The sequence below is a fragment of the Bordetella pseudohinzii genome, assembly GCF_000657795.2.
Lineage (GTDB): Bacteria > Pseudomonadota > Gammaproteobacteria > Burkholderiales > Burkholderiaceae_B > Bordetella > Bordetella pseudohinzii.
Window position 1 is genome coordinate 19490 of the sequence record NZ_JHEP02000004.1, and the last position, 20197, is coordinate 39686.

Annotated in this window: 13 protein-coding genes; 9 read left to right on the top strand and 4 right to left on the bottom strand. The window is 63.4% G+C overall.

The features are described 5' to 3' along the window. The first annotated feature begins 51 nt into the window (after window positions 1-51). The 4 genes from rplJ (at window position 52) to rpoC (ending at window position 9556) form a co-directional block, all read left to right on the top strand. A complete protein-coding gene (gene rplJ, locus L540_RS06610; RefSeq protein ID WP_029577165.1) occupies window positions 52-576 on the top strand; it encodes a 50S ribosomal protein L10 in 525 nt (174 codons plus the stop codon). An 84-nt stretch (window positions 577-660) separates the two neighbouring features. Beyond that, complete coding sequence (gene rplL, locus L540_RS06615; protein WP_029577164.1) at window positions 661-1041, top strand: 50S ribosomal protein L7/L12; 381 nt, start codon at window positions 661-663, stop codon at window positions 1039-1041. A 161-nt stretch (window positions 1042-1202) separates the two neighbouring features. Beyond that, window positions 1203-5315, top strand: coding sequence for a DNA-directed RNA polymerase subunit beta (gene rpoB, locus L540_RS06620; protein WP_043207345.1), 4113 nt, complete (start codon window positions 1203-1205; stop codon window positions 5313-5315). Continuing rightward, window positions 5315-9556, top strand: coding sequence for a DNA-directed RNA polymerase subunit beta' (rpoC, locus tag L540_RS06625; protein WP_043207343.1), 4242 nt, complete (start codon window positions 5315-5317; stop codon window positions 9554-9556). Before rpoB ends, rpoC begins: the two co-directional genes overlap by 1 nt. A gap of 125 nt (window positions 9557-9681) precedes the next feature. Here rpoC and L540_RS06630 read toward each other — a convergent pair whose 3' ends face one another. Then, on the bottom strand, window positions 9682-10044 hold the full coding sequence (locus tag L540_RS06630; protein ID WP_180961716.1) for a TssQ family T6SS-associated lipoprotein: 363 nt from the start codon (window positions 10042-10044) through the stop codon (window positions 9682-9684). Between the two features lie 213 nt (window positions 10045-10257). Between L540_RS06630 and L540_RS06635 the strand changes: the two genes are divergently transcribed. Then, window positions 10258-11439, top strand: a complete 1182-nt coding sequence (locus L540_RS06635) for a membrane protein (RefSeq protein ID WP_043207405.1) — start codon at window positions 10258-10260, stop codon at window positions 11437-11439. Between the two features lie 5 nt (window positions 11440-11444). Here the strand turns inward: L540_RS06635 and L540_RS06640 are convergent, their stop codons facing one another. The 3 genes from L540_RS06640 to L540_RS06650 are packed head-to-tail and all read right to left on the bottom strand — an operon-like array spanning window position 11445 to window position 15612. Next, entirely contained in the window at window positions 11445-13748 is a 2304-nt protein-coding gene (locus tag L540_RS06640) for a CHASE2 domain-containing protein (protein WP_043207339.1), read from the bottom strand. Window positions 13749-13759: 11 nt separating this feature from the next. Further along, window positions 13760-14863, bottom strand: coding sequence for a FecR family protein (locus L540_RS06645; RefSeq protein ID WP_043207337.1), 1104 nt, complete (start codon window positions 14861-14863; stop codon window positions 13760-13762). Window positions 14864-14913: 50 nt separating this feature from the next. Next, window positions 14914-15612: a response regulator transcription factor gene (locus L540_RS06650; RefSeq protein ID WP_043207335.1), complete on the bottom strand. Its 699-nt coding sequence runs from the start codon at window positions 15610-15612 to the stop codon at window positions 14914-14916. A gap of 297 nt (window positions 15613-15909) precedes the next feature. Here L540_RS06650 and L540_RS06655 point away from each other — a divergent pair, with 297 nt between their 5' ends. From L540_RS06655 to fusA, 4 genes are all read left to right on the top strand, one after another. Further along, on the top strand, window positions 15910-16599 hold the full coding sequence (locus tag L540_RS06655; RefSeq protein WP_231584744.1) for a response regulator transcription factor: 690 nt from the start codon (window positions 15910-15912) through the stop codon (window positions 16597-16599). A gap of 445 nt (window positions 16600-17044) precedes the next feature. Next, window positions 17045-17422: a 30S ribosomal protein S12 gene (rpsL, locus tag L540_RS06660; RefSeq protein ID WP_005017264.1), complete on the top strand. Its 378-nt coding sequence runs from the start codon at window positions 17045-17047 to the stop codon at window positions 17420-17422. Window positions 17423-17587: 165 nt separating this feature from the next. Next, entirely contained in the window at window positions 17588-18058 is a 471-nt protein-coding gene (gene rpsG, locus L540_RS06665; protein ID WP_029577156.1) for a 30S ribosomal protein S7, read from the top strand. A gap of 18 nt (window positions 18059-18076) precedes the next feature. Continuing rightward, complete coding sequence (gene fusA, locus L540_RS06670; protein ID WP_043207330.1) at window positions 18077-20179, top strand: elongation factor G; 2103 nt, start codon at window positions 18077-18079, stop codon at window positions 20177-20179. The last annotated feature ends 18 nt before the right edge of the window (window positions 20180-20197 follow it).

Below are 20197 nucleotides of genomic sequence, written 5' to 3' on the forward strand. Positions count from 1 at the left end.
TTGACGCGCAAGGCTCAGGCCCCAGGCGTCTTTTGATGGAGTGTTCAAACCGTGAGTCTCAATCGCCAAGAGAAAGCGGTGGTAATCGAGGAAGTCTCGGCGCAAGTCGCCAAGGCCCAATCGATTGTTATCGCCGAGTACCGTGGTCTGGACGTCGCCTCTGTCACCGTACTGCGCAAAACTGCGCGTGAATCGGGCGTTTACCTGCGTGTTCTGAAGAACTCGCTGGCCCGTCGTGCGGTTGCCGGCACGGCTTTCGAGCCGTTGTCCGAGCAACTGACCGGTCCGCTGATCTACGGTATCAGCAACGACCCGGTCGCGGCGGCCAAGGTTCTCGCCGGTTTCGCTAAGAGCAACGACAAGCTGGTCATCAAGGCGGGCGCTCTGCCCAACAACTTGCTGAGCCAAGATGGCGTCAAGGCTTTGGCCACGATGCCCTCGCGCGAAGAGCTGCTCTCGAAACTGCTGGGCACCATGCAAGCCCCGATCGCGCAATTCGTGCGTACGCTCAACGAAGTTCCGACCAAGTTCGCCCGTGGCCTCGCCGCCGTGCGCGACCAGAAGGCCGCCGCCTGATATCAGGCGCGGTTTGCGGATCCTCGCTGAACGACAAAGCGACACCCAACCCTGGCATTACCCAATTTTGGAGTTCTAAAGAAAATGGCACTTAGCAAAGCTGAAATCCTTGACGCCATCGCTGGCATGACCGTGCTCGAACTGTCCGAGCTGATCAAGGAAATGGAAGAGAAGTTCGGCGTGTCGGCTGCTGCCGCCGCTGTGGCCGTGGCCGCTCCGGCCGCCGGTGGCGCCGCCGCCGCTGCTGAAGAGCAGACCGAGTTCACCGTTGTGCTGGCTGAAGCCGGCGCCAACAAGGTGTCCGTGATCAAGGCCGTGCGCGAGCTGACCGGTCTGGGCCTGAAGGAAGCCAAGGACCTGGTCGACGGCGCTCCGAAGCCCGTCAAGGAAGGTCTGGCCAAGGCTGACGCCGAAGCCGCCAAGAAGAAGCTGGAAGAAGCTGGCGCCAAGGTCGAAGTCAAGTAAACCTTTGCGTCATCTGCCCGGGGACAGCGCAGTATGCCGTCCCCGGGCTTTTGCGTTTCCAGGAAACCCCTCCTGATGGCAGTAGTTTTAGGGGTGTTTCCTGGAGTCGTATCACCTGGGGCCGTGGTTGACGGCCCATGCAACCTCGAGTCGGAGTGCTCATGCCTTACTCGTACACCGAAAAAAAGCGCATCCGCAAAAGTTTCGCCAAGCGTGAAGACGTTCAAAACGTTCCTTTTCTTCTCGCGACGCAACTTCAATCCTACCTAACTTTCCTGCAAGCCGAGACCGCCACGGCGGAACGGGTCAATGAAGGCCTGCAGGCGGCGTTTTCGTCGATTTTCCCGATCGTTAGCCACAACGGTATGGCGCGCTTGGAGTTCGTCAGCTACGCGCTGGGCGAACCGGTGTTCGATGTCAAGGAATGTCAGCAACGTGGCCTGACCTATGCCTCGCCACTGCGCGCCAAGGTCCGCCTGGTGCTGCTGGACCGCGAAGTCAGCAAGCCCACCATCAAGGAAGTGAAGGAACAGGAAGTCTACATGGGCGAAATTCCGCTCATGACCAGCACCGGTTCCTTCGTGATCAACGGCACCGAGCGTGTCATCGTGTCCCAGCTGCACCGCTCGCCCGGCGTGTTCTTCGAACACGACCGCGGCAAGACCCACAGCTCGGGCAAGCTGCTGTTCTCGGCCCGCGTGATCCCCTATCGCGGATCCTGGCTGGACTTTGAATTCGATCCCAAGGACGTGCTGTTCTTCCGTGTGGACCGTCGCCGCAAGATGCCCGTGACGATCCTGCTGAAGGCCATCGGCATGACCCCGGAATCCATCCTGGCCCATTTCTTCGACTTCGATAATTTCGAGCTGAAGAGCGAAGGCGCCATGATGGAATTCGTGCCTGAGCGTTGGAAGGGCGAAATGGCCCGTTTCGACATCAGCGACCGTTCCGGCAAGGTGATCGTCGAGAAGGACAAGCGCATCAACGCCAAGCACCTGCGTGATCTCGCCAACGGCGGCATCCAGCGCATCTCCGTGCCCGAAGAGTTCCTCTACGGCCGCGTGCTTGCCAAGAACGTCGTCGACGCCGATACCGGCGAGGTCATCGCGCACGCCAACGACGAAATCACCGAAAGCGTGCTGGCCGCCATGCGCGCCGCCAAGGTCCTGGACCTGCAGGCCCTGTACACCAACGACCTGGATCGCGGTCCCTACATCTCGCAGACGCTGCGCACCGATGAAACGGCCGACCAGACCGCTGCCCGCGTGGCCATCTATCGCATGATGCGCCCCGGCGAGCCGCCGACCGAAGAAGCCGTCGAGGCCTTGTTCCAGCGTCTGTTCTACAGCGAAGAAACCTACGATCTGTCGCGCGTGGGCCGCATGAAGGTCAACAGCCGTCTGGGTCGTGGCGACGACGCCAACGGCCCGATGACGCTGACCAACGAAGACATCCTTGAAACCATCAAGGTGCTGGTCGAGCTGCGCAACGGCCGTGGCCAGATCGACGATATCGATCACCTGGGCAACCGCCGCGTGCGCTGTGTCGGCGAACTGGCCGAGAACCAGTTCCGCGCCGGCCTGGTGCGTGTCGAGCGCGCCGTCAAGGAACGCCTGGGCCAGGCCGAGACCGAAAATCTCATGCCGCATGACCTGATCAACTCCAAGCCGATCTCGGCCGCCATCAAGGAGTTCTTCGGTTCGAGCCAGCTGTCCCAGTTCATGGACCAGACCAACCCGCTGTCGGAAATCACGCACAAGCGCCGTGTTTCCGCCCTGGGCCCTGGCGGTCTGACCCGCGAGCGCGCCGGCTTCGAAGTCCGCGACGTGCACCCGACCCACTATGGCCGCGTCTGCCCGATCGAAACGCCGGAAGGCCCGAACATCGGTCTGATCAACTCGATGGCGCTGTATGCGCGCCTGAACGAGTATGGCTTCCTGGAGACGCCGTACCGCAAGATCATCGACGGCAAGGTCAGCGACCAGATCGACTATCTGTCGGCTATCGAAGAAAGCCACTACGTGATCGCGCAGGCCAACGCCGCGCTGGACGCCGAAGGCCGTTTCGTCGACGACCTGGTCGCCTGCCGCGAAGCGGGCGAAACCATGCTCACCTCGCCGGCCAACGTGCACTACATGGACGTGGCGCCGTCGCAGATCGTGTCGGTCGCGGCCTCGCTGATTCCCTTCCTGGAGCACGATGACGCCAACCGCGCACTGATGGGCGCCAACATGCAGCGCCAGGCCGTGCCTTGCCTGCGTCCGGAAAAGCCGCTGGTCGGCACCGGTATCGAGCGCACCGTCGCGGTGGACTCGGGCACGACCGTGCAGGCGCTGCGCGGCGGCCTGGTCGACCACGTCGACGCCGAGCGTGTGGTGATCCGCGTCAACGACGAAGAAAACGTCGCGGGCGAAGTGGGTGTGGATATCTACAACCTCATCAAGTACACCCGTTCCAACCAGAACACGAACATCAACCAGCGTCCCATCGTCAAGCGTGGCGATCGTGTCGCCAAGGGTGACGTGCTGGCTGACGGCGCATCGACGGACCTGGGCGAACTCGCCCTGGGCCAGAACATGCTGATCGCCTTCATGCCCTGGAACGGCTACAACTTCGAAGACTCGATCCTGATCTCCGAACGTGTCGTGGCGGATGACCGCTACACCTCGGTCCACATCGAAGAGCTGACCGTGGTCGCTCGCGATACCAAGCTCGGACCTGAAGAAATCACGCGCGATATCAGCAACCTCGCCGAAACCCAGCTCAACCGCCTGGATGAGTCCGGCATCGTCTACATCGGCGCCGAAGTCAGCGCCGACGACGTGCTGGTGGGCAAGGTCACGCCCAAGGGCGAGACCCAGCTGACCCCGGAAGAGAAGCTGCTGCGCGCCATCTTCGGCGAAAAGGCCTCCGACGTTAAGGACACCTCGCTGCGCGTGCCCTCGGGCATGACCGGGACCGTCATCGACGTGCAGGTCTTCACCCGCGAAGGCATCGTGCGCGACAAGCGCGCCCAGTCCATCATCGACGATGAACTGCGCCGCTACCGCCAGGACCTGAACGACCAGCTGCGCATCGTCGAGAACGACCAGTTCGACCGTATCGAGAAGCTGCTGGTGGGCAAGACCGTCAACGGCGGCCCGCGCAAGCTGGCCAAGGGCGCCACGGTCACCAAGGCCTACCTGGCCGACCTGGACCGCTGGCAATGGTTTGACATCCGTCTGGCCGACGAGCCGCACGCCGTCATCCTGGAGCAGGCCAAGGAATCGCTGGAGCAGAAGCGCCACCAGTTCGATCTCGCCTTCGAAGAAAAGCGCAAGAAGCTCACGCAGGGCGACGAGCTGCCCCCGGGCGTGCTGAAGATGATCAAGGTCTACCTGGCCGTGAAGCGTCGTCTGCAGCCTGGCGACAAGATGGCCGGCCGTCACGGCAACAAGGGCGTGGTCTCGCGCATCACCCCGGTCGAAGACATGCCGCACATGGCGGATGGCACGACCGTGGACATCGTGCTCAACCCGCTGGGCGTGCCGTCCCGGATGAACGTCGGCCAGGTGCTGGAAGTTCACCTGGGCTGGGCCGCCAAGGGCGTGGGCCAGCGCATCGCCGATCTGCTGCAGGACGAGCGCACCGCCCAGGTCAAGAGCATCCGTGCCTACCTGGAGCAGGTCTACAACACGACCGGCACCGGCGCGCGCATCAATGAGCTGTCGGACGACGAAGTCATCGAATTGGCCAGCAACCTGAAGAAGGGTGTGCCGTTCGCGACTCCGGTGTTCGACGGCGCGACCGAAGAAGAAATCGGCATGATGCTCGAACTGGCCTATCCGGACGAAGTCGCCAAGCGTATGCAACTGACGCCCTCGCGCGCCCAGGCATGGCTGTTCGACGGCCGCACCGGCGAGAAATTCGAGCGCCCGGTCACCATCGGCTACATGCACTACCTGAAGCTGCACCACTTGGTCGACGACAAGATGCACGCCCGTTCGACCGGTCCGTACTCCCTGGTGACCCAGCAGCCGCTGGGCGGCAAGGCGCAGTTCGGTGGCCAGCGCTTCGGTGAAATGGAAGTGTGGGCGCTGGAGGCATATGGCGCTTCCTACACCCTGCAAGAAATGCTGACGGTGAAGTCCGATGACATCACCGGCCGCACCAAGGTTTACGAAAACATCGTCAAGGGCGATCACGTCATCGACGCCGGCATGCCGGAATCGTTCAACGTGCTGGTCAAGGAAATCCGCTCGCTGGCCCTGGACATGGATTTGGAGCGTAACTAATGAAAGCGCTACTCGATCTCTTCAAGCAAGTCTCGCAAGACGAGCAATTCGATGCCATCAAGATCGGCATCGCCTCGCCGGAGAAGATCCGTTCGTGGTCCTACGGCGAAGTCCGCAAGCCCGAGACGATCAACTACCGTACCTTCAAGCCTGAGCGCGATGGTTTGTTCTGCGCCAAGATCTTTGGCCCGATCAAGGACTACGAGTGCTTGTGCGGCAAGTACAAGCGCCTGAAGCACCGCGGCGTGATCTGCGAAAAATGCGGCGTCGAAGTCACCGTCGCCAAGGTTCGCCGTGAACGCATGGGCCACATCGAGCTGGCCAGCCCGGTTGCGCACATCTGGTTCCTCAAGAGCCTGCCGTCGCGCCTGGGCATGGTGCTCGACATGACGCTGCGCGACATTGAGCGCGTGCTCTACTTCGAAGCCTGGTGCGTGATCGAACCCGGCATGACGCCGCTCAAGCGCGGCCAGATCATGTCGGACGACGATTTCCTGGCCAAGACCGAAGAATACGGCGACGACTTCCGTGCCCTGATGGGCGCCGAAGCCGTGCGCGAGCTGCTGCGCACGATCGACATCGACCGCGAAGTCGAGACGCTGCGCGGCGAACTCAAGGCCACCAGCTCCGAAGCCAAGATCAAGAAGATCTCCAAGCGCCTGAAGGTGCTCGAAGGCTTCCAGAAGTCGGGCATCAAGCCTGACTGGATGGTCATGGAAGTGCTGCCCGTGCTGCCGCCGGACCTGCGTCCGCTGGTGCCGCTGGATGGCGGCCGCTTCGCGACCTCCGACCTGAACGATCTCTATCGTCGCGTCATCAACCGCAACAACCGCCTCAAGCGCCTGCTCGAACTGAAGGCGCCCGAGATCATCCTGCGCAACGAAAAGCGCATGCTGCAGGAAGCCGTCGACTCGCTGCTGGACAACGGTCGTCGCGGCAAGGCCATGACCGGCGCCAACAAGCGCCAGCTCAAGTCCCTGGCCGACATGATCAAGGGCAAGAGCGGCCGTTTCCGCCAGAACCTGCTGGGCAAGCGCGTGGACTACTCGGGCCGTTCGGTCATCGTGGTGGGTCCGCAGCTCAAGCTGCATCAGTGCGGCCTGCCCAAGCTGATGGCGCTGGAGCTCTTCAAGCCCTTCATCTTCAATCGTCTGGAGATGATGGGTCTGGCCACGACCATCAAGGCGGCCAAGAAGCTGGTTGAGAGCCAGGAACCGGTGGTGTGGGACATCCTCGAAGAGGTGATCCGCGAGCATCCGGTCATGCTCAACCGCGCGCCGACGCTGCACCGCCTGGGCATCCAGGCTTTCGAGCCGGTCCTGATCGAAGGCAAGGCCATCCAGCTGCATCCGCTGGTTTGCGCCGCGTTCAACGCCGACTTCGACGGTGACCAGATGGCCGTGCACGTGCCGCTCTCGCTGGAAGCCCAGCTCGAGGCGCGCACGCTGATGTTGGCCTCGAACAACGTGCTGTTCCCGGCCAACGGCGAACCGTCCATCGTGCCGTCGCAGGATATCGTGCTGGGTCTGTATTACACGACCCGCGAGCGCATCAACGGCCGCGGCGAAGGCATCTTCTTCGCCGACGTGGCCGAAGTCCAGCGCGCCTATGACAACGGCGAAGTCGAGCTGCAGACCCGCATCACCGTGCGCCTGAAGGAGCACGAGCGCGACGAGCAGGGCGAATGGCAGCCCGTCATCCGCCGTCACGAGACGACGGTCGGCCGTGCCTTGCTGTCCGAGATCCTGCCGCGCGGCCTGCCCTTCACGGTCCTGAACAAGGCCCTGAAGAAGAAAGAAATCTCGCGCCTGATCAACCAGTCGTTCCGCCGTTGCGGCCTGCGCGACACGGTGATCTTCGCCGACAAGCTGATGCAATCCGGTTTCCGCCTGGCGACCCGCGGTGGTATTTCCATCGCCATGGAAGACATGCTGATCCCCAAGGCCAAGGAAGTCATCCTGGCCGAAGCCAGCCGCGAAGTGAAGGAAATCGACAAGCAGTACTCGTCGGGTCTGGTCACCTCGCAAGAGCGCTACAACAACGTTGTGGACATCTGGGGCAAGGCGGGCGACAAGGTCGGCAAGGCGATGATGGAACAACTGGCCACCGAGCCGGTCGTGAACCGTCATGGCGAAGAAGTGCGCCAGGAATCGTTCAACTCCATCTACATGATGGCTGACTCGGGCGCCCGCGGTTCGGCCGCCCAGATCCGCCAGCTGGCCGGTATGCGCGGCCTGATGGCCAAGCCGGACGGCTCCATTATCGAAACGCCCATTACCGCCAACTTCCGCGAAGGCTTGAACGTACTCCAGTACTTCATCTCGACGCACGGCGCGCGTAAGGGTCTGGCCGATACGGCACTGAAGACCGCCAACTCGGGTTACCTGACCCGCCGTCTGGTCGACGTGACGCAGGATCTGGTCATCACCGAAGTGGATTGCGGCACCTCGCATGGCTACTCGATGAAGGCCCTGGTCGAAGGCGGCGAAGTCATCGAACCGCTGCGCGACCGTATCCTCGGCCGCGTGGCCGCCATCGACATCGTCAACCCTGATACCCAGGAAACCGCGATCACCGCCGGCACGCTGCTGGACGAAGATCTGGTCGACCTGATCGATCGCCTGGGCGTGGACGAAGTCAAGGTCCGCACGCCGCTGACCTGCGAAACCCGTCATGGCCTGTGCGCGCACTGCTATGGCCGCGACCTGGGCCGCGGTTCGCACGTCAACGTCGGTGAAGCCGTCGGCGTCATCGCCGCCCAGTCCATCGGTGAACCGGGCACGCAGCTTACGATGCGTACCTTCCACATCGGTGGCGCGGCCTCGCGTTCGGCCCTGGCCAGCGCCGTGGAAACCAAGTCCAACGGTACGGTGGGCTTTGCCAGCACGATGCGTTACGTGACCAACGCCAAGGGCGAGCGCGTGGCGATCTCGCGTTCCGGCGAATTGGCCATCTACGACGACAACGGCCGCGAGCGCGAACGCCACAAGATCCCCTACGGCGCGACCGTGCTGGTGGGCGACGGCGAAGCCGTCAAGGCCGGCACCCGTCTGGCGACCTGGGATCCGCTGACCCGTCCGATCGTGTCCGAATACGGCGGCGCCGTGCGCTTCGAGAACATCGAAGAGGGCGTGACCGTGGCCAAGCAGGTCGACGAAGTCACCGGCCTGTCCACGCTGGTCGTGATCACGCCCAAGACGCGCGGCGGCAAGACCGTCATGCGTCCGCAGATCAAGCTGGTCAACGAAAACGGCGAAGATGTGCGCATCGCGGGCACCGACCATGCGGTGAACATCTCCTTCCCGGTTGGCGCGCTGATCACGGTGCGTGATGGCCAGCAGGTGGCGGTCGGCGAGGTCCTGGCGCGTATTCCGCAAGAATCGCAAAAGACCCGCGACATTACCGGCGGTCTGCCGCGCGTGGCCGAACTGTTCGAAGCCCGTTCGCCCAAGGACGCCGGCATGCTGGCCGAAGTCACCGGCACGGTTTCGTTCGGCAAGGACACCAAGGGCAAGCAGCGCCTGGTCATCACCGACCTGGAAGGCGTGAGCCACGAGTTCCTGATTCCGAAGGAAAAGCAGGTTCTGGTGCACGACGGCCAAGTGGTCAACAAGGGCGAAATGATCGTCGACGGTCCGGCCGACCCGCACGACATCCTGCGTCTGCAGGGTATCGAAAAGCTGGCGACCTACATCGTCGATGAGGTGCAGGACGTCTACCGTCTGCAGGGCGTGAAGATCAACGACAAGCACATCGAAGTGATTGTTCGTCAGATGCTGCGCCGTGTGAACATCACCGATCCGGGCGATACCTCCTTCATCCCGGGCGAACAGGTCGAGCGTTCCGAGCTGCTCAACGAGAACGACCGCGTGGTCGCCGAAGAGAAGCGTCCGGCGCATTACGACAACGTTCTGCTGGGTATCACGAAGGCCTCGCTGTCCACGGACTCCTTCATCTCCGCGGCCTCGTTCCAGGAAACGACCCGCGTGCTGACCGAAGCGGCCATCATGGGCAAGCGCGACGACCTGCGTGGCCTGAAGGAAAACGTCATCGTGGGCCGTCTGATCCCGGCCGGTACCGGTCTGGCCTACCACCTTGCCCGCAAGGACAAGGAGGCGCTGGAAGCGGCCGAACGCGAAGCCGCCCGCCAGCAGGCCAACCCCTTCGAAGACGTGCCGGTTTCGGCTGGCATCGATTCGGATGGTCCGCTGTCGTCCGACGACGAGACGCCGGCCGAATAAGCCGTCGCCTGCCAACGGGAAACTGCCGGCCTTGTGCCGGCAGTTTTCTTTTGCGGACAGCGAGCGCCATGCAAAAAAGCCAGCCCTGACGGCTGGCTTTTTTAGCTTGGCCGCCGAAGGCGGGATCAGCTCGCTTGTTTGGCGCGCTTATAGGCCGGTCCCCAAATGGGGTGGCCAATTTCGGCGGGCGTCAATTCGAAGCCGGGGTCGAGATCGAGAATGCGGGCAAAAGCATCCTGGCACAGTTGGGGATAATTGCTCACGCAATAACTGAAGGCCTGCAGCTTGAGAGCCGGTATCTTCACGCTGGCCGGAGCGCTGGCCAGGTCATCCGACCTGGCGACATAGCGGATGACGTCGCCATACCGGCCGGCCTGGTAGTCGGTTTGCACCCGCTCCAGCGCCTGTTGCGCGGCGGGGGTGGGCGGCAGCTCGGCGGCGGTTCTCGGCCCGGTGCAGGCGGCCAGGCCGCAAGACAGGACGAGCATGCCAAGCGGAAACAGTTGGATGTTTATACGTTTCAACTGGAATCTCGATCAGGGTACGAGGTAGTTTATGCTTGGCCTCGGACTCCTGCAAAGGAGTGCGATCTGGGTGGCATAATACCCAATTGTCGACAATCTCGTGTGTGATTTCCGTGCGGAAATCTTTCAGGACAAGTAGTGGCCGCGGGCAGTTTTCGCCGCGCATATTTGATTGAAATGTCTTTACCAGCCGGTCCATCAATATCGCGCAGTCCGTTTGCCGGCGCTGCCCCGTTGGCCCACAGGCCACTGAATGCCATTGCCGCCACGGCAGGCGGAGGTGTTCCCGAGGCCCGCATCAAGCGGCTGCTGGGCGAACTATTCGCGCCCCTGCAGGCTTTGCACGACAGAGGCCGTATTTGCGGCGATATCACGACTGCCTCGGTCGGCCTGGATGAAAATGGCAGGGCCCACCTGATGGCGGTCGACACCCAGCCGCGCCAAAGCGAAGGCGCGGCGCCCACGACCGCGGCGGGCTTCGCGCCCTATGAGTTTTATCTGCAGTCGGCCCAATGGCCGCGCGGCCCCTGGAGCGATATCTATAGCCTGAGCGCCGTGGCGCATTCCCTGGTCACAGGGGACCTGCCGCCGCCGGCCATGGAGCGCATCGAGCACGACGGCTACCTGCCCCTGGCCCAACGCGGTCTCAAGCGCTATGACGCCGACTTCCTGCGGGCCATCGATGCCGGCCTGGCGCTGCGTCCGGCGGACAGGCCGCAATCGGTATCCGATTTCGCCGACAGCCTGGCGTTCGCGCCGGCCGTGGACAACACCGAACTGGCCACCATTCCGCCCATCGAATTGCATACCCCCATGCCGCGCGCCGAGTATGTGCCGGTGCATCCGGCAACCTCTTATACGCGCCGCATTCTGCTGGCCGGAGTGCTGCTGCTGGCCGCGGCCGGCGTGGGTGTCTACTGGTGGGAGCGCCTGTCCAGCACGGCCTCGCCGGTGATCGCCGGGTCCCAGCTGGTGCATATTGCGCAGGCTCCCGCGCCTAAGCCGCAGCCCGTCGAAACGGTCGAGCCGCCTCCTGCGCCGGCCGCCGCGCCACAACCCCCCGCCGCGCCCGCGGCGAGCGAACAGGCCGAACCGCCCACGGCCACCGCCTCGCCCGGCGAGTTGCTGCAGCCGCCTAGCGCCGCCGTGGCGCGTGTCGCCGTGGCCGTCCATATCCAGCCCTGGGGCGAGGTCTGGGTCAATGGCGTGAACCGCGGCATCTCGCCGCCGCTGCGCGAACTCAAGCTGGCGCCCGGCAAATACCGCGTGGTGGTGCGTAATGCGGATCTGCCGGCCTATCAGACGACGCTGGAGGTCAAGGCCGGCCGTCCGGCCGCGATCGGCCACACCTTTCGGTAAGCGGCTCAGGCGGGCTGGCAGGGCAGGCGCAGCATGAAGGTCGAGCCCTGGCCCGGCGTGCTGCGCACATCGGCCTGGCCGTGATGCCGTTGGGCCACGGCGCGCACAAAAGCCAGCCCCAGGCCGGCGCCGCCGGCATCGGCCTGCACCGCCGAAGCCGCGCGCGTAAAGGGCTGGAAGACTTGTTCCAGCTGGTCTGCGGCGATGCCCGGCCCCTGGTCGGCAATGCTGAGCACCCATTGCGTGCCGTCGCGCTGGATATCGCAATGGATGCGGCTATCCCCGGGGCTGTACTTGATGGCGTTGTCCAGGAGGTTGGACAAGGCGCGCCGCAACAGGGTCTGGTCTCCCATCACGAAGGCCGGCGCCTGCGGCTCCCGCAGCTCGATGGTGATGCCGCGGGCCTGGGAAGGCGCCCAGAAATCATCGCAGACTTCGCGCAAGAGTTCGGCCAGGTCCAGCGGCACCGGATGGATCTTCATGGATTCAGCGCGGGTCAGCTGCACGAAGCCCTCGACCAAATGCAACGTGCGCCGCGACAGCTGCGCGATGCGCTGCAGGGTCTCGGCCTGGTCCTGGTCCGCCGGATCGTGCTCGTGCATGGCCACCAGGGCCAGGATGGAATTCTGCGGCGCGCGCATGTCATGCGAAATAAAGCGCAGCGTCTCCTCGCGCTGGCGTTCGGCATGCCGGATGTCGCTGATATCGCTCAGCGTCAGGATGGTGCCGACGAATTCGCCTTCGCCTGAATGAATGGGGGCGCACTTGAAGATCACGTCCCGCGAACCGTGCACGCGCGCCTCGACATCGGCGCTCCAGCCCGAGCGCGGCGGTTTGGCGGCGGCTTCCTGCATGGAGGCGGCAATGCGCTCGCGCGTGGCGTCCGAGGGCAGCAGGGGTGTCAGGATTTCATCCAACCGCTGTCCCGCATGCGGCGCGCGCCGCTTGAGCTGCCTGAAGAATTGCGCGGCGGCGCGATTGCGGAATTGCAGGCGTCCTTCCTGGTCGAACACCAGCGTGGCGTCGGGCAGGCCGTTCAGGCCGTCCGTCAGGAACTGGCGCAGGTTGCGCACCAGGGCCAGCGCCCGGCGGAACTGTCCCAGCCTGTCCTCGACCGAGCGGTGGCCCAGCAGCAGCGAAGCCGGGCGCCGGTCGAGCACCGGCGCATAGTCCTTGCGCAGGCGCTTGAGTTCATCATCCATATAGCGCAACACCGCTTCCTGGCTGCGCCAGCTCCAGATCGGATAGCAAAGCGCCAGGCTGAACAGCGCGGCCGAGGGCGGAAACCAAATCTGGCCGTAGCGCAGCATCAGCGCCGCGCCGGGCAGGATGAGCACCAGCAGCACGCCATTGAGGGCCAGCGACAGCTTGGGCGAACCATGGCGCATCACCAGGCAGAGCAGCAGCACGGGCAGCGCGGTGGCCAGCGCGTTCTCCCAGGACGAGGCGGTGCGCAAGGAGCGGTCCTCGTTGGCCGCCTGTAGAAGATTGGCCAATATCTCCATGCCCGCCGTGCCGTTGGCGCGGTGCGACACCGGCGTGGGGAAGGTATCGGTCATGCCGGTCGCCCAGGCGCCGACAATGACGTATTTGTCCCGGAACCGGCTGGGCGGGACGCGGCCTTCCAGGACATCCAGGTAACGCACCATGGCATAGTGGCCCGGCGGTCCGGCGAAGGGGATCAGGGCCTCGCTGTCATCCTCGATACCGGCGGCGAAGCGCCGGGCCTGTTCGGCCTGGCCGCCGGCGCGCAGCAAAGCGAGCGAAAAATGCGTCCAGCGGTGGCCGTCGACGTTGCGCTGCCAGGCCGTATGGCGCACCACGCCGTCGGCGTCGACCGGGATGTTGATAAAGCCCATGTCGGCGGCCGCCTGGGCCAGCATGGGGATGGGGGGCTGGTAGCCCGCGGGCGCGTCCAGTTTGTCCAGGACGATGGGCAGCACCACTTTGCCATGGGCGCGCATCGCGCGCGCCAGGGCGGCGTCGGCGGCCGGGTCGGTCTGGTCGGCCTCGGAAAAAATCAGGTCCAGCCCGACCGCGCGCGCCTCGTGCAGTTTGTCGATCAAGGCCGCGTGGACCTGGCGTTTCCAGGGCCACCGGCCCAGCATGGCGATGCTGTCGTCGTCGATCGTGACCAGCACGATATTGGCCTGGGCAGGCCGGCTGATCAATGACAGGGCGCGGTCATAAAGCGTCTGGTCGGCGCGGCCCAGGCCCGTAAAGGCGCCCAGCAGCGCGGCCAGCAAGGTCAGCAGCGCCGTAAGGAGGAAACCCGAGCGGGGAGTGAGCGCGCGTCGATCCGCTGGCATTGCGTGGCTCGTCAGTAGTCTTGCAAGGTGATCAGGCCTCCAGTGCCGTTGGCCACGGCCTGGCCGTCGCTGCTCAATAATGCCAGGGCGCCTTCAAACGGCTGGCGTGTCTCATAGCCCGCCAGGCCGGTCTGGTCCACGGCGCTGACGTTCACATAATAGGTGCCGGGGCCCGGAGCGGTAAAGCGGATATCCGGCGCCGTGAATCGCTGGGCCGAGACCACGTGCATGCCTTGGGCATCGCGTGAGACCTGCACGTTGTAGGCCTGCGCGCCGGGCACGGGCGCAATACGGCTGGTCCAGCTGCCGCCGTTGCGTTGCGGCGTCTCCAGCACGGGCGCGGCCAGCAGGGGCTGCACGCCAAGCAGGCTGCCGTCGCCGCTGACGCGGGCGCCCTGGCCCTGGCGCACGGTGGTCACTTGCGCCGGCGCCTGGCCGCGCGCATGGGCCTGCACCCGCACATTGCCTTCCAGCACGGCCTGGCTGGCCCCGTCGCGGCGGGCCTCGACGCGAAAGCGCGTGCCGCGCACGCCCGTGACAGCCACGGGGGCGCGGATCTCGAAGCGGCCCACGCCCGCGCCTTCCGGCGCGACCCGGGATTCCATCGACCCTTCCTCCACCGAGACCACGGTGTCGGTGATCGGCACACGCTCGAAGCGGCGCAGGCGCTGAAGCTGCACGGTGCTGTTGGGCGGCAGGGTGATCTCGCTGTTGTCCGACAGGCGCACCGTGACGAAGCCGCCGGCGCCGGTCGACAGTACGCCGCCTTCGGGCAGCGGGCTGCCCGGGCTGGCCTGCTGCCCGTTGACGCTGGCGCTGCCCGCCACGCTGACGATCTGGGCCGCGCCCGGCACTTCGGGGATCATCGCCAGGGGAATGCGCAGCTCCATCGCGACCGGCAGGGCCAGGGTGTCGGCGATCTTGTTCAGCTGCTGCAACGCCGGCCAATTGCTTTCTTTGCCGGTATAGGTCGTGGCCAGGCCGATCAGGGTATCGCCCGGACGCACGCGATAAATGAAGTCTTCGTTCAATGTGCCCGCAGGCTGAGCCTGGACCGCGCCAGCGGCCAGGGCAATGCTCAGCGCCAGGGACGCATACCGGATACTCCGGTTCATAGCGACGCTCCTGTGTGTAGATGCGCGCGCGGTGTTTCCCGCGCTTGTCATTAATTGGACGGTTCGGTCACCGCTTCCAGGCGATAGCCGAGCGCGTAGGAGGAGGTCAGGCGCAGGCCGTTCTGGGGGCGCAGCTGCAGTTTCTGGCGCACATTGGACAGATGGGTATCCAGCGTGCGCGAGGTCGGTGGAATTTCCCGATTCCACACGGTCTCGGCCAGCAGGTCGCGCGACAGCAGGCGGCCGATATTGCGCAGGAACAGCAGCGCCAGTTCATATTCTTTGGGCGCCAGGGTGACCGGCTCACCGTGCAATTCGATGATCCGGCGCGCCGGGTCGACGTGGTAAGGGCCCACGTCAAAAGGCGGACTGTCCTGCGCGGCGGGCTGCGTGCGGCGCAATAAGGCGGAAACACGGGCCAGCAGCTCGGCCGGGCGCAGGGGTTTGACGATGTAGTCGTCGGCGCCGGCCTGCAATCCCTGCACCAGGTCTTCTTCCTGGTCGCGGCTGGTCACGAAAATAATCGGCAGGCCCATGCCGTAGCGCGAACGCAAATATCGAACAACCTCGTCGCCGTCCATGTCGGGCAGCTGCCAATCGACAAGAATCAAGTCAAAGGTTTCATTGCGCAGCGCCGCCAATAAATCCTGGCTCTGTTGAAAACTGCTGCACTCATACCCGGCATGCTGCAGCAATTGCTGTATTTGCCGGGCCTGGTCCAGGTCATCTTCTAATGAGGCGATTCTCATGGGCCGTGTTTCTTAAAGGTTGGGGCCAGTTATTACCGGCCTGAGAAAACCGTCGCGCAGCGACTCCTCTTACCCCTTCATCATAACCTTTGTCATATCTTGTCTACATTGCCGAAAAGCGCGATGAAATAACACTGTCAATCATTGCAAAATTGACGAAGTTTGACTCACGGCTTTGCGCAATAGAGCGTCACACTATCTCCAATCGCATCAAGGTCTGTGTTTCGCATACCCGGGGTGCGTAACCACCTAACGGTGAGATAGGGCCTGGTCATGAAGCAATTGAGCACTTTAATCATGGTGCCGGATTCAGCCAGCCGCGCTCGGACCATTTCGGTGCTGCTGCAAGCTGGCATCTCCACAAAGGGTTGTTCCACGCCGCTGGAACTCTTCGGCATGCTTAACGAAGAGCACTACGACATTGTCGTGCTTGATGTGAGTACATTGGGCGAACTGGGTTTCGCCCTGATCGCGCGTTTGCGCGGATCCTCGGAACTGGGAGTCATCGTCAAGGGCGAGGACATGCCGGTCGAAATGCGCCTGCGCTGCCTGCAAAGCGGCGCCGACGCCGCCTTGGCCGAACCGGTCGACGACCGTGAACTGGCCTGCGTGCTTCTGGCGCTGGCCCGCCGCCTGCCGGTCTGGCAGGACGAGCCTGTCGAGGACGTCGGCATGGAATTGATGGCCTCCGGCAAATGGGAGCTGCGCGACCAGGATTGGACCCTGGCCGCGCCCACGGGCGCCACGCTGTCGCTTTCGACCAACGAAAGGCTGATCGTGCGGGCGCTGCTGCAGGCCGAAGGCCGCGCCGTCAGCCGCGGCGCGCTGGCCGATGAACTCAGCGCCGACGGCGCCAACGCCCGCATGACGGGGGCGCGCAGCATCGACGTCGTGATCAGCCGCCTGCGCCGCAAGGCCGAATTGGCCGGCCTCATCCTGCCCATCCGCACGGTCTACGGCAGCGGCTACCTGTTCGCCCACACTTGACTCAGGGCGCGTCCCCAATAAAAGGGGACGCCCTTGCCAACGCCTACGCGCATTTTTTGCGCAGGACCTTTGACAGCGGTGGATAACTAAGTTAAGCTAAAGGGCTTACTGCTTTATGCGCGCAAAGTACAGGTGCTGCGGATTGAGCAAGACTGCCGGATGCGTCACGAGTTCAGGCAGTGTTGTCCGCAACCACCCACAGCAGGGGGCCGCCCGCCAGGCCATCGTAGATGGTTCCGGCGCAGCGATGCCTGTGTGGGTAATAGCAGTGAAACAGGCATCTCTCACACTTTGCGCGCTTGTCTGCAAGACCCGCTCTTTTACGTCACCCACGTCAGAGGCGGTTTTGCGCAAACTGCCTCCGCCAGGCGTCTAAGCATCAGGCGTCCGGAGGACATAGTACGTAAGTACTTACCAGTGGTACGTAAAAGGGATTTCAAAGGTCATGCCTACCATTAGCCAACTCGTGCGCAAGCCGCGCGAAGTCAGCATCATCAAGAGCAAGAGCCCCGCGCTGGAGAATTGCCCCCAGCGTCGCGGCGTTTGCACCCGTGTCTACACCACCACCCCCAAGAAGCCGAACTCCGCTCTGCGTAAGGTTGCCAAGGTGCGTCTGACCAACGGTTACGAAGTCATTTCGTACATCGGCGGCGAAGGCCACAACCTGCAAGAGCACTCGGTCGTCCTGGTGCGTGGCGGTCGTGTGAAGGACTTGCCCGGTGTGCGTTATCACATCGTGCGCGGCTCCCTTGACCTGCAAGGCGTCAAGGACCGTAAGCAAGCCCGCTCGAAGTACGGTGCCAAGCGCCCGAAGAAGGCCTAAGCCTTATACGCAGTACCCCGGTCGCGGGATGTCCCGCAGCCCGGAAAGTGTGCAGCTGCGCCAGTGAACGCTGGAATAGTGTGCAGCACGTAAGGGGTCATTCTGGATGGATGACCATGGCCGTGCGAAAGCGCGGTTCAACTGAACAGACACAAGGAAGCAAAAATGCCCCGTCGTCGCGAAGTACCCAAGCGCGAGATCCTGCCCGATCCCAAGTTCGGCAGCGTCGAGCTCGCCAAGTTCATGAACGTTGTGATGCTGGACGGCAAGAAGGCCGTCGCCGAGCGTATCGTCTACGGTGCCCTGGCTCAGGTCCAGGCCAAGACCGGCAAAGAGCCGATCGAAGTGTTTACGCTGGCCATCAACAACATCAAGCCGATCGTCGAAGTCAAGAGCCGCCGCGTGGGCGGTGCCAACTACCAAGTGCCGGTTGAAGTGCGCCCCGTGCGCCGCCTGGCCCTGGCTATGCGTTGGCTCCGTGAAGCCGCCAAGAAGCGTGGCGAAAAGTCGATGGATCTGCGTCTGGCTGGCGAACTGATCGACGCCTCCGAAGGTCGTGGCGCCGCAATGAAGAAGCGCGAAGACACGCACAAGATGGCCGAAGCCAACAAGGCCTTCAGCCATTTCCGCTGGTAATTTAAGGATTAACCCACCATGGCCCGCAAAACCCCGATCGAGCGCTATCGCAACATTGGTATCTCTGCGCACATCGATGCAGGGAAGACCACCACGACCGAACGCATCCTGTTCTACACCGGCGTCAATCACAAGATTGGCGAAGTGCATGATGGCGCCGCCACCATGGACTGGATGGAACAAGAGCAAGAGCGTGGCATCACCATTACGTCGGCGGCTACGACGGCGTTTTGGCGCGGCATGGCCGGCAACTATCCCGAACACCGCATCAACATCATCGACACCCCGGGACACGTGGACTTCACCATCGAGGTGGAGCGTTCCATGCGCGTCCTGGACGGTGCCTGCATGGTGTATTGCGCCGTGGGTGGCGTGCAGCCGCAGTCGGAAACCGTTTGGCGCCAAGCCAACAAGTACGGCGTGCCGCGTCTGGCCTTCGTGAACAAGATGGACCGTACCGGCGCCAACTTCTTCAAGGTCTACGAGCAGCTGCGCACCCGCCTGCGCGCCAATCCCGTGCCCATCGTGATCCCCATCGGCGCCGAAGACACGTTCACCGGCGTGATCGATCTGGTCAAGATGAAGTCCATCATTTGGGACGAAGCCAGCCAAGGCACCAAGTTCGACTACGCCGACATCCCGGCCGAACTGCAAGCCTCCGCTGAAGAATGGCGCGAAAAGCTGGTCGAAGCCGCCGCCGAATCGTCCGAGGAACTGATGAACAAGTACCTCGAAACCGGTTCGCTGGACGAAGCCGAGATCAACTTGGCCATCCGTCAACGCACCATCGCTGGCGAAATCCAGCCGATGCTGTGCGGCACCGCCTTCAAGAACAAGGGCGTGCAGCGCATGCTCGACGCGGTCATCGACTACCTGCCCTCGCCGGTCGACATTCCGCCGGTCGAAGGCACCGACGATGACGGCAACGAAGTCAAGCGCAACGCCAACGACAACGAGAAGTTCTCGGCGCTGGCGTTCAAGCTGATGAGCGATCCCTTCGTCGGCCAGCTGACCTTCGTGCGCGTCTACTCGGGCGTGCTGAAGTCGGGCGACACGGTCTACAACCCCATCAAGGGCAAGAAAGAACGTATCGGCCGCATTCTGCAGATGCACGCGAACAACCGCGAAGAAATCAAGGAAGTTCTCGCCGGCGACATCGCCGCCGTGGTGGGTCTGAAGGACGTGACCACCGGCGAAACGCTGTGCGACGTCGATTCCCACGTCACGCTGGAGCGCATGGAGTTCCCCGAGCCCGTGATTTCGCAGGCCGTTGAACCCAAGTCGAAGGCTGACCAGGAAAAGATGGGCCTGGCCCTGTCGCGCCTGGCTCAGGAAGATCCGTCGTTCCGCGTGCGCAGCGACGAAGAATCCGGCCAGACCATCATCTCGGGCATGGGCGAGCTGCACCTGGAAATCCTGGTCGACCGCATGAAGCGCGAATTCGGCGTGGAAGCCAACGTCGGCAAGCCCCAGGTGGCCTACCGCGAAACCATCCGCAAGGTCTGCGAAGAAGTCGAAGGCAAGTTCGTCAAGCAGTCGGGCGGTCGTGGCCAATACGGTCACGTGGTGCTCAAGGTCGAACCGCTGGAGCCCGGCGGCGGCTACGAGTTCGTCGACGCGATCAAGGGCGGTGTGGTTCCTCGCGAATTCATCCCCGCGGTGGACAAGGGCATCCAGGAAACCCTGCCCGCAGGTATCCTGGCCGGCTACCCGGTCGTGGACGTGAAGGTCACGCTGTTCTTCGGTTCGTACCACGACGTGGACTCGAACGAAAATGCGTTCAAGATGGCCGGTTCGATGGCCTTCAAGGAAGGCATGCGCAAGGCCAGCCCGGTCCTGCTCGAACCGATGATGGCTGTTGAAGTCGAAACGCCGGAAGACTACGCTGGCACCGTGATGGGCGATCTGTCCTCGCGTCGCGGCATGGTCCAGGGCATGGACGACATGGTCGGCGGCGGCAAGATCATCAAGGCCGAGGTTCCCCTGGCCGAGATGTTCGGTTACGCCACCAACCTGCGTTCGCTGACGCAAGGTCGTGCCACGTACACGATGGAATTCAAGCATTACTCCGAGGCTCCCAAGAACGTCGCTGACGAAGTCATCGCCGCTCGGGCCAAGTAAATAACCGTCGCCGCGACC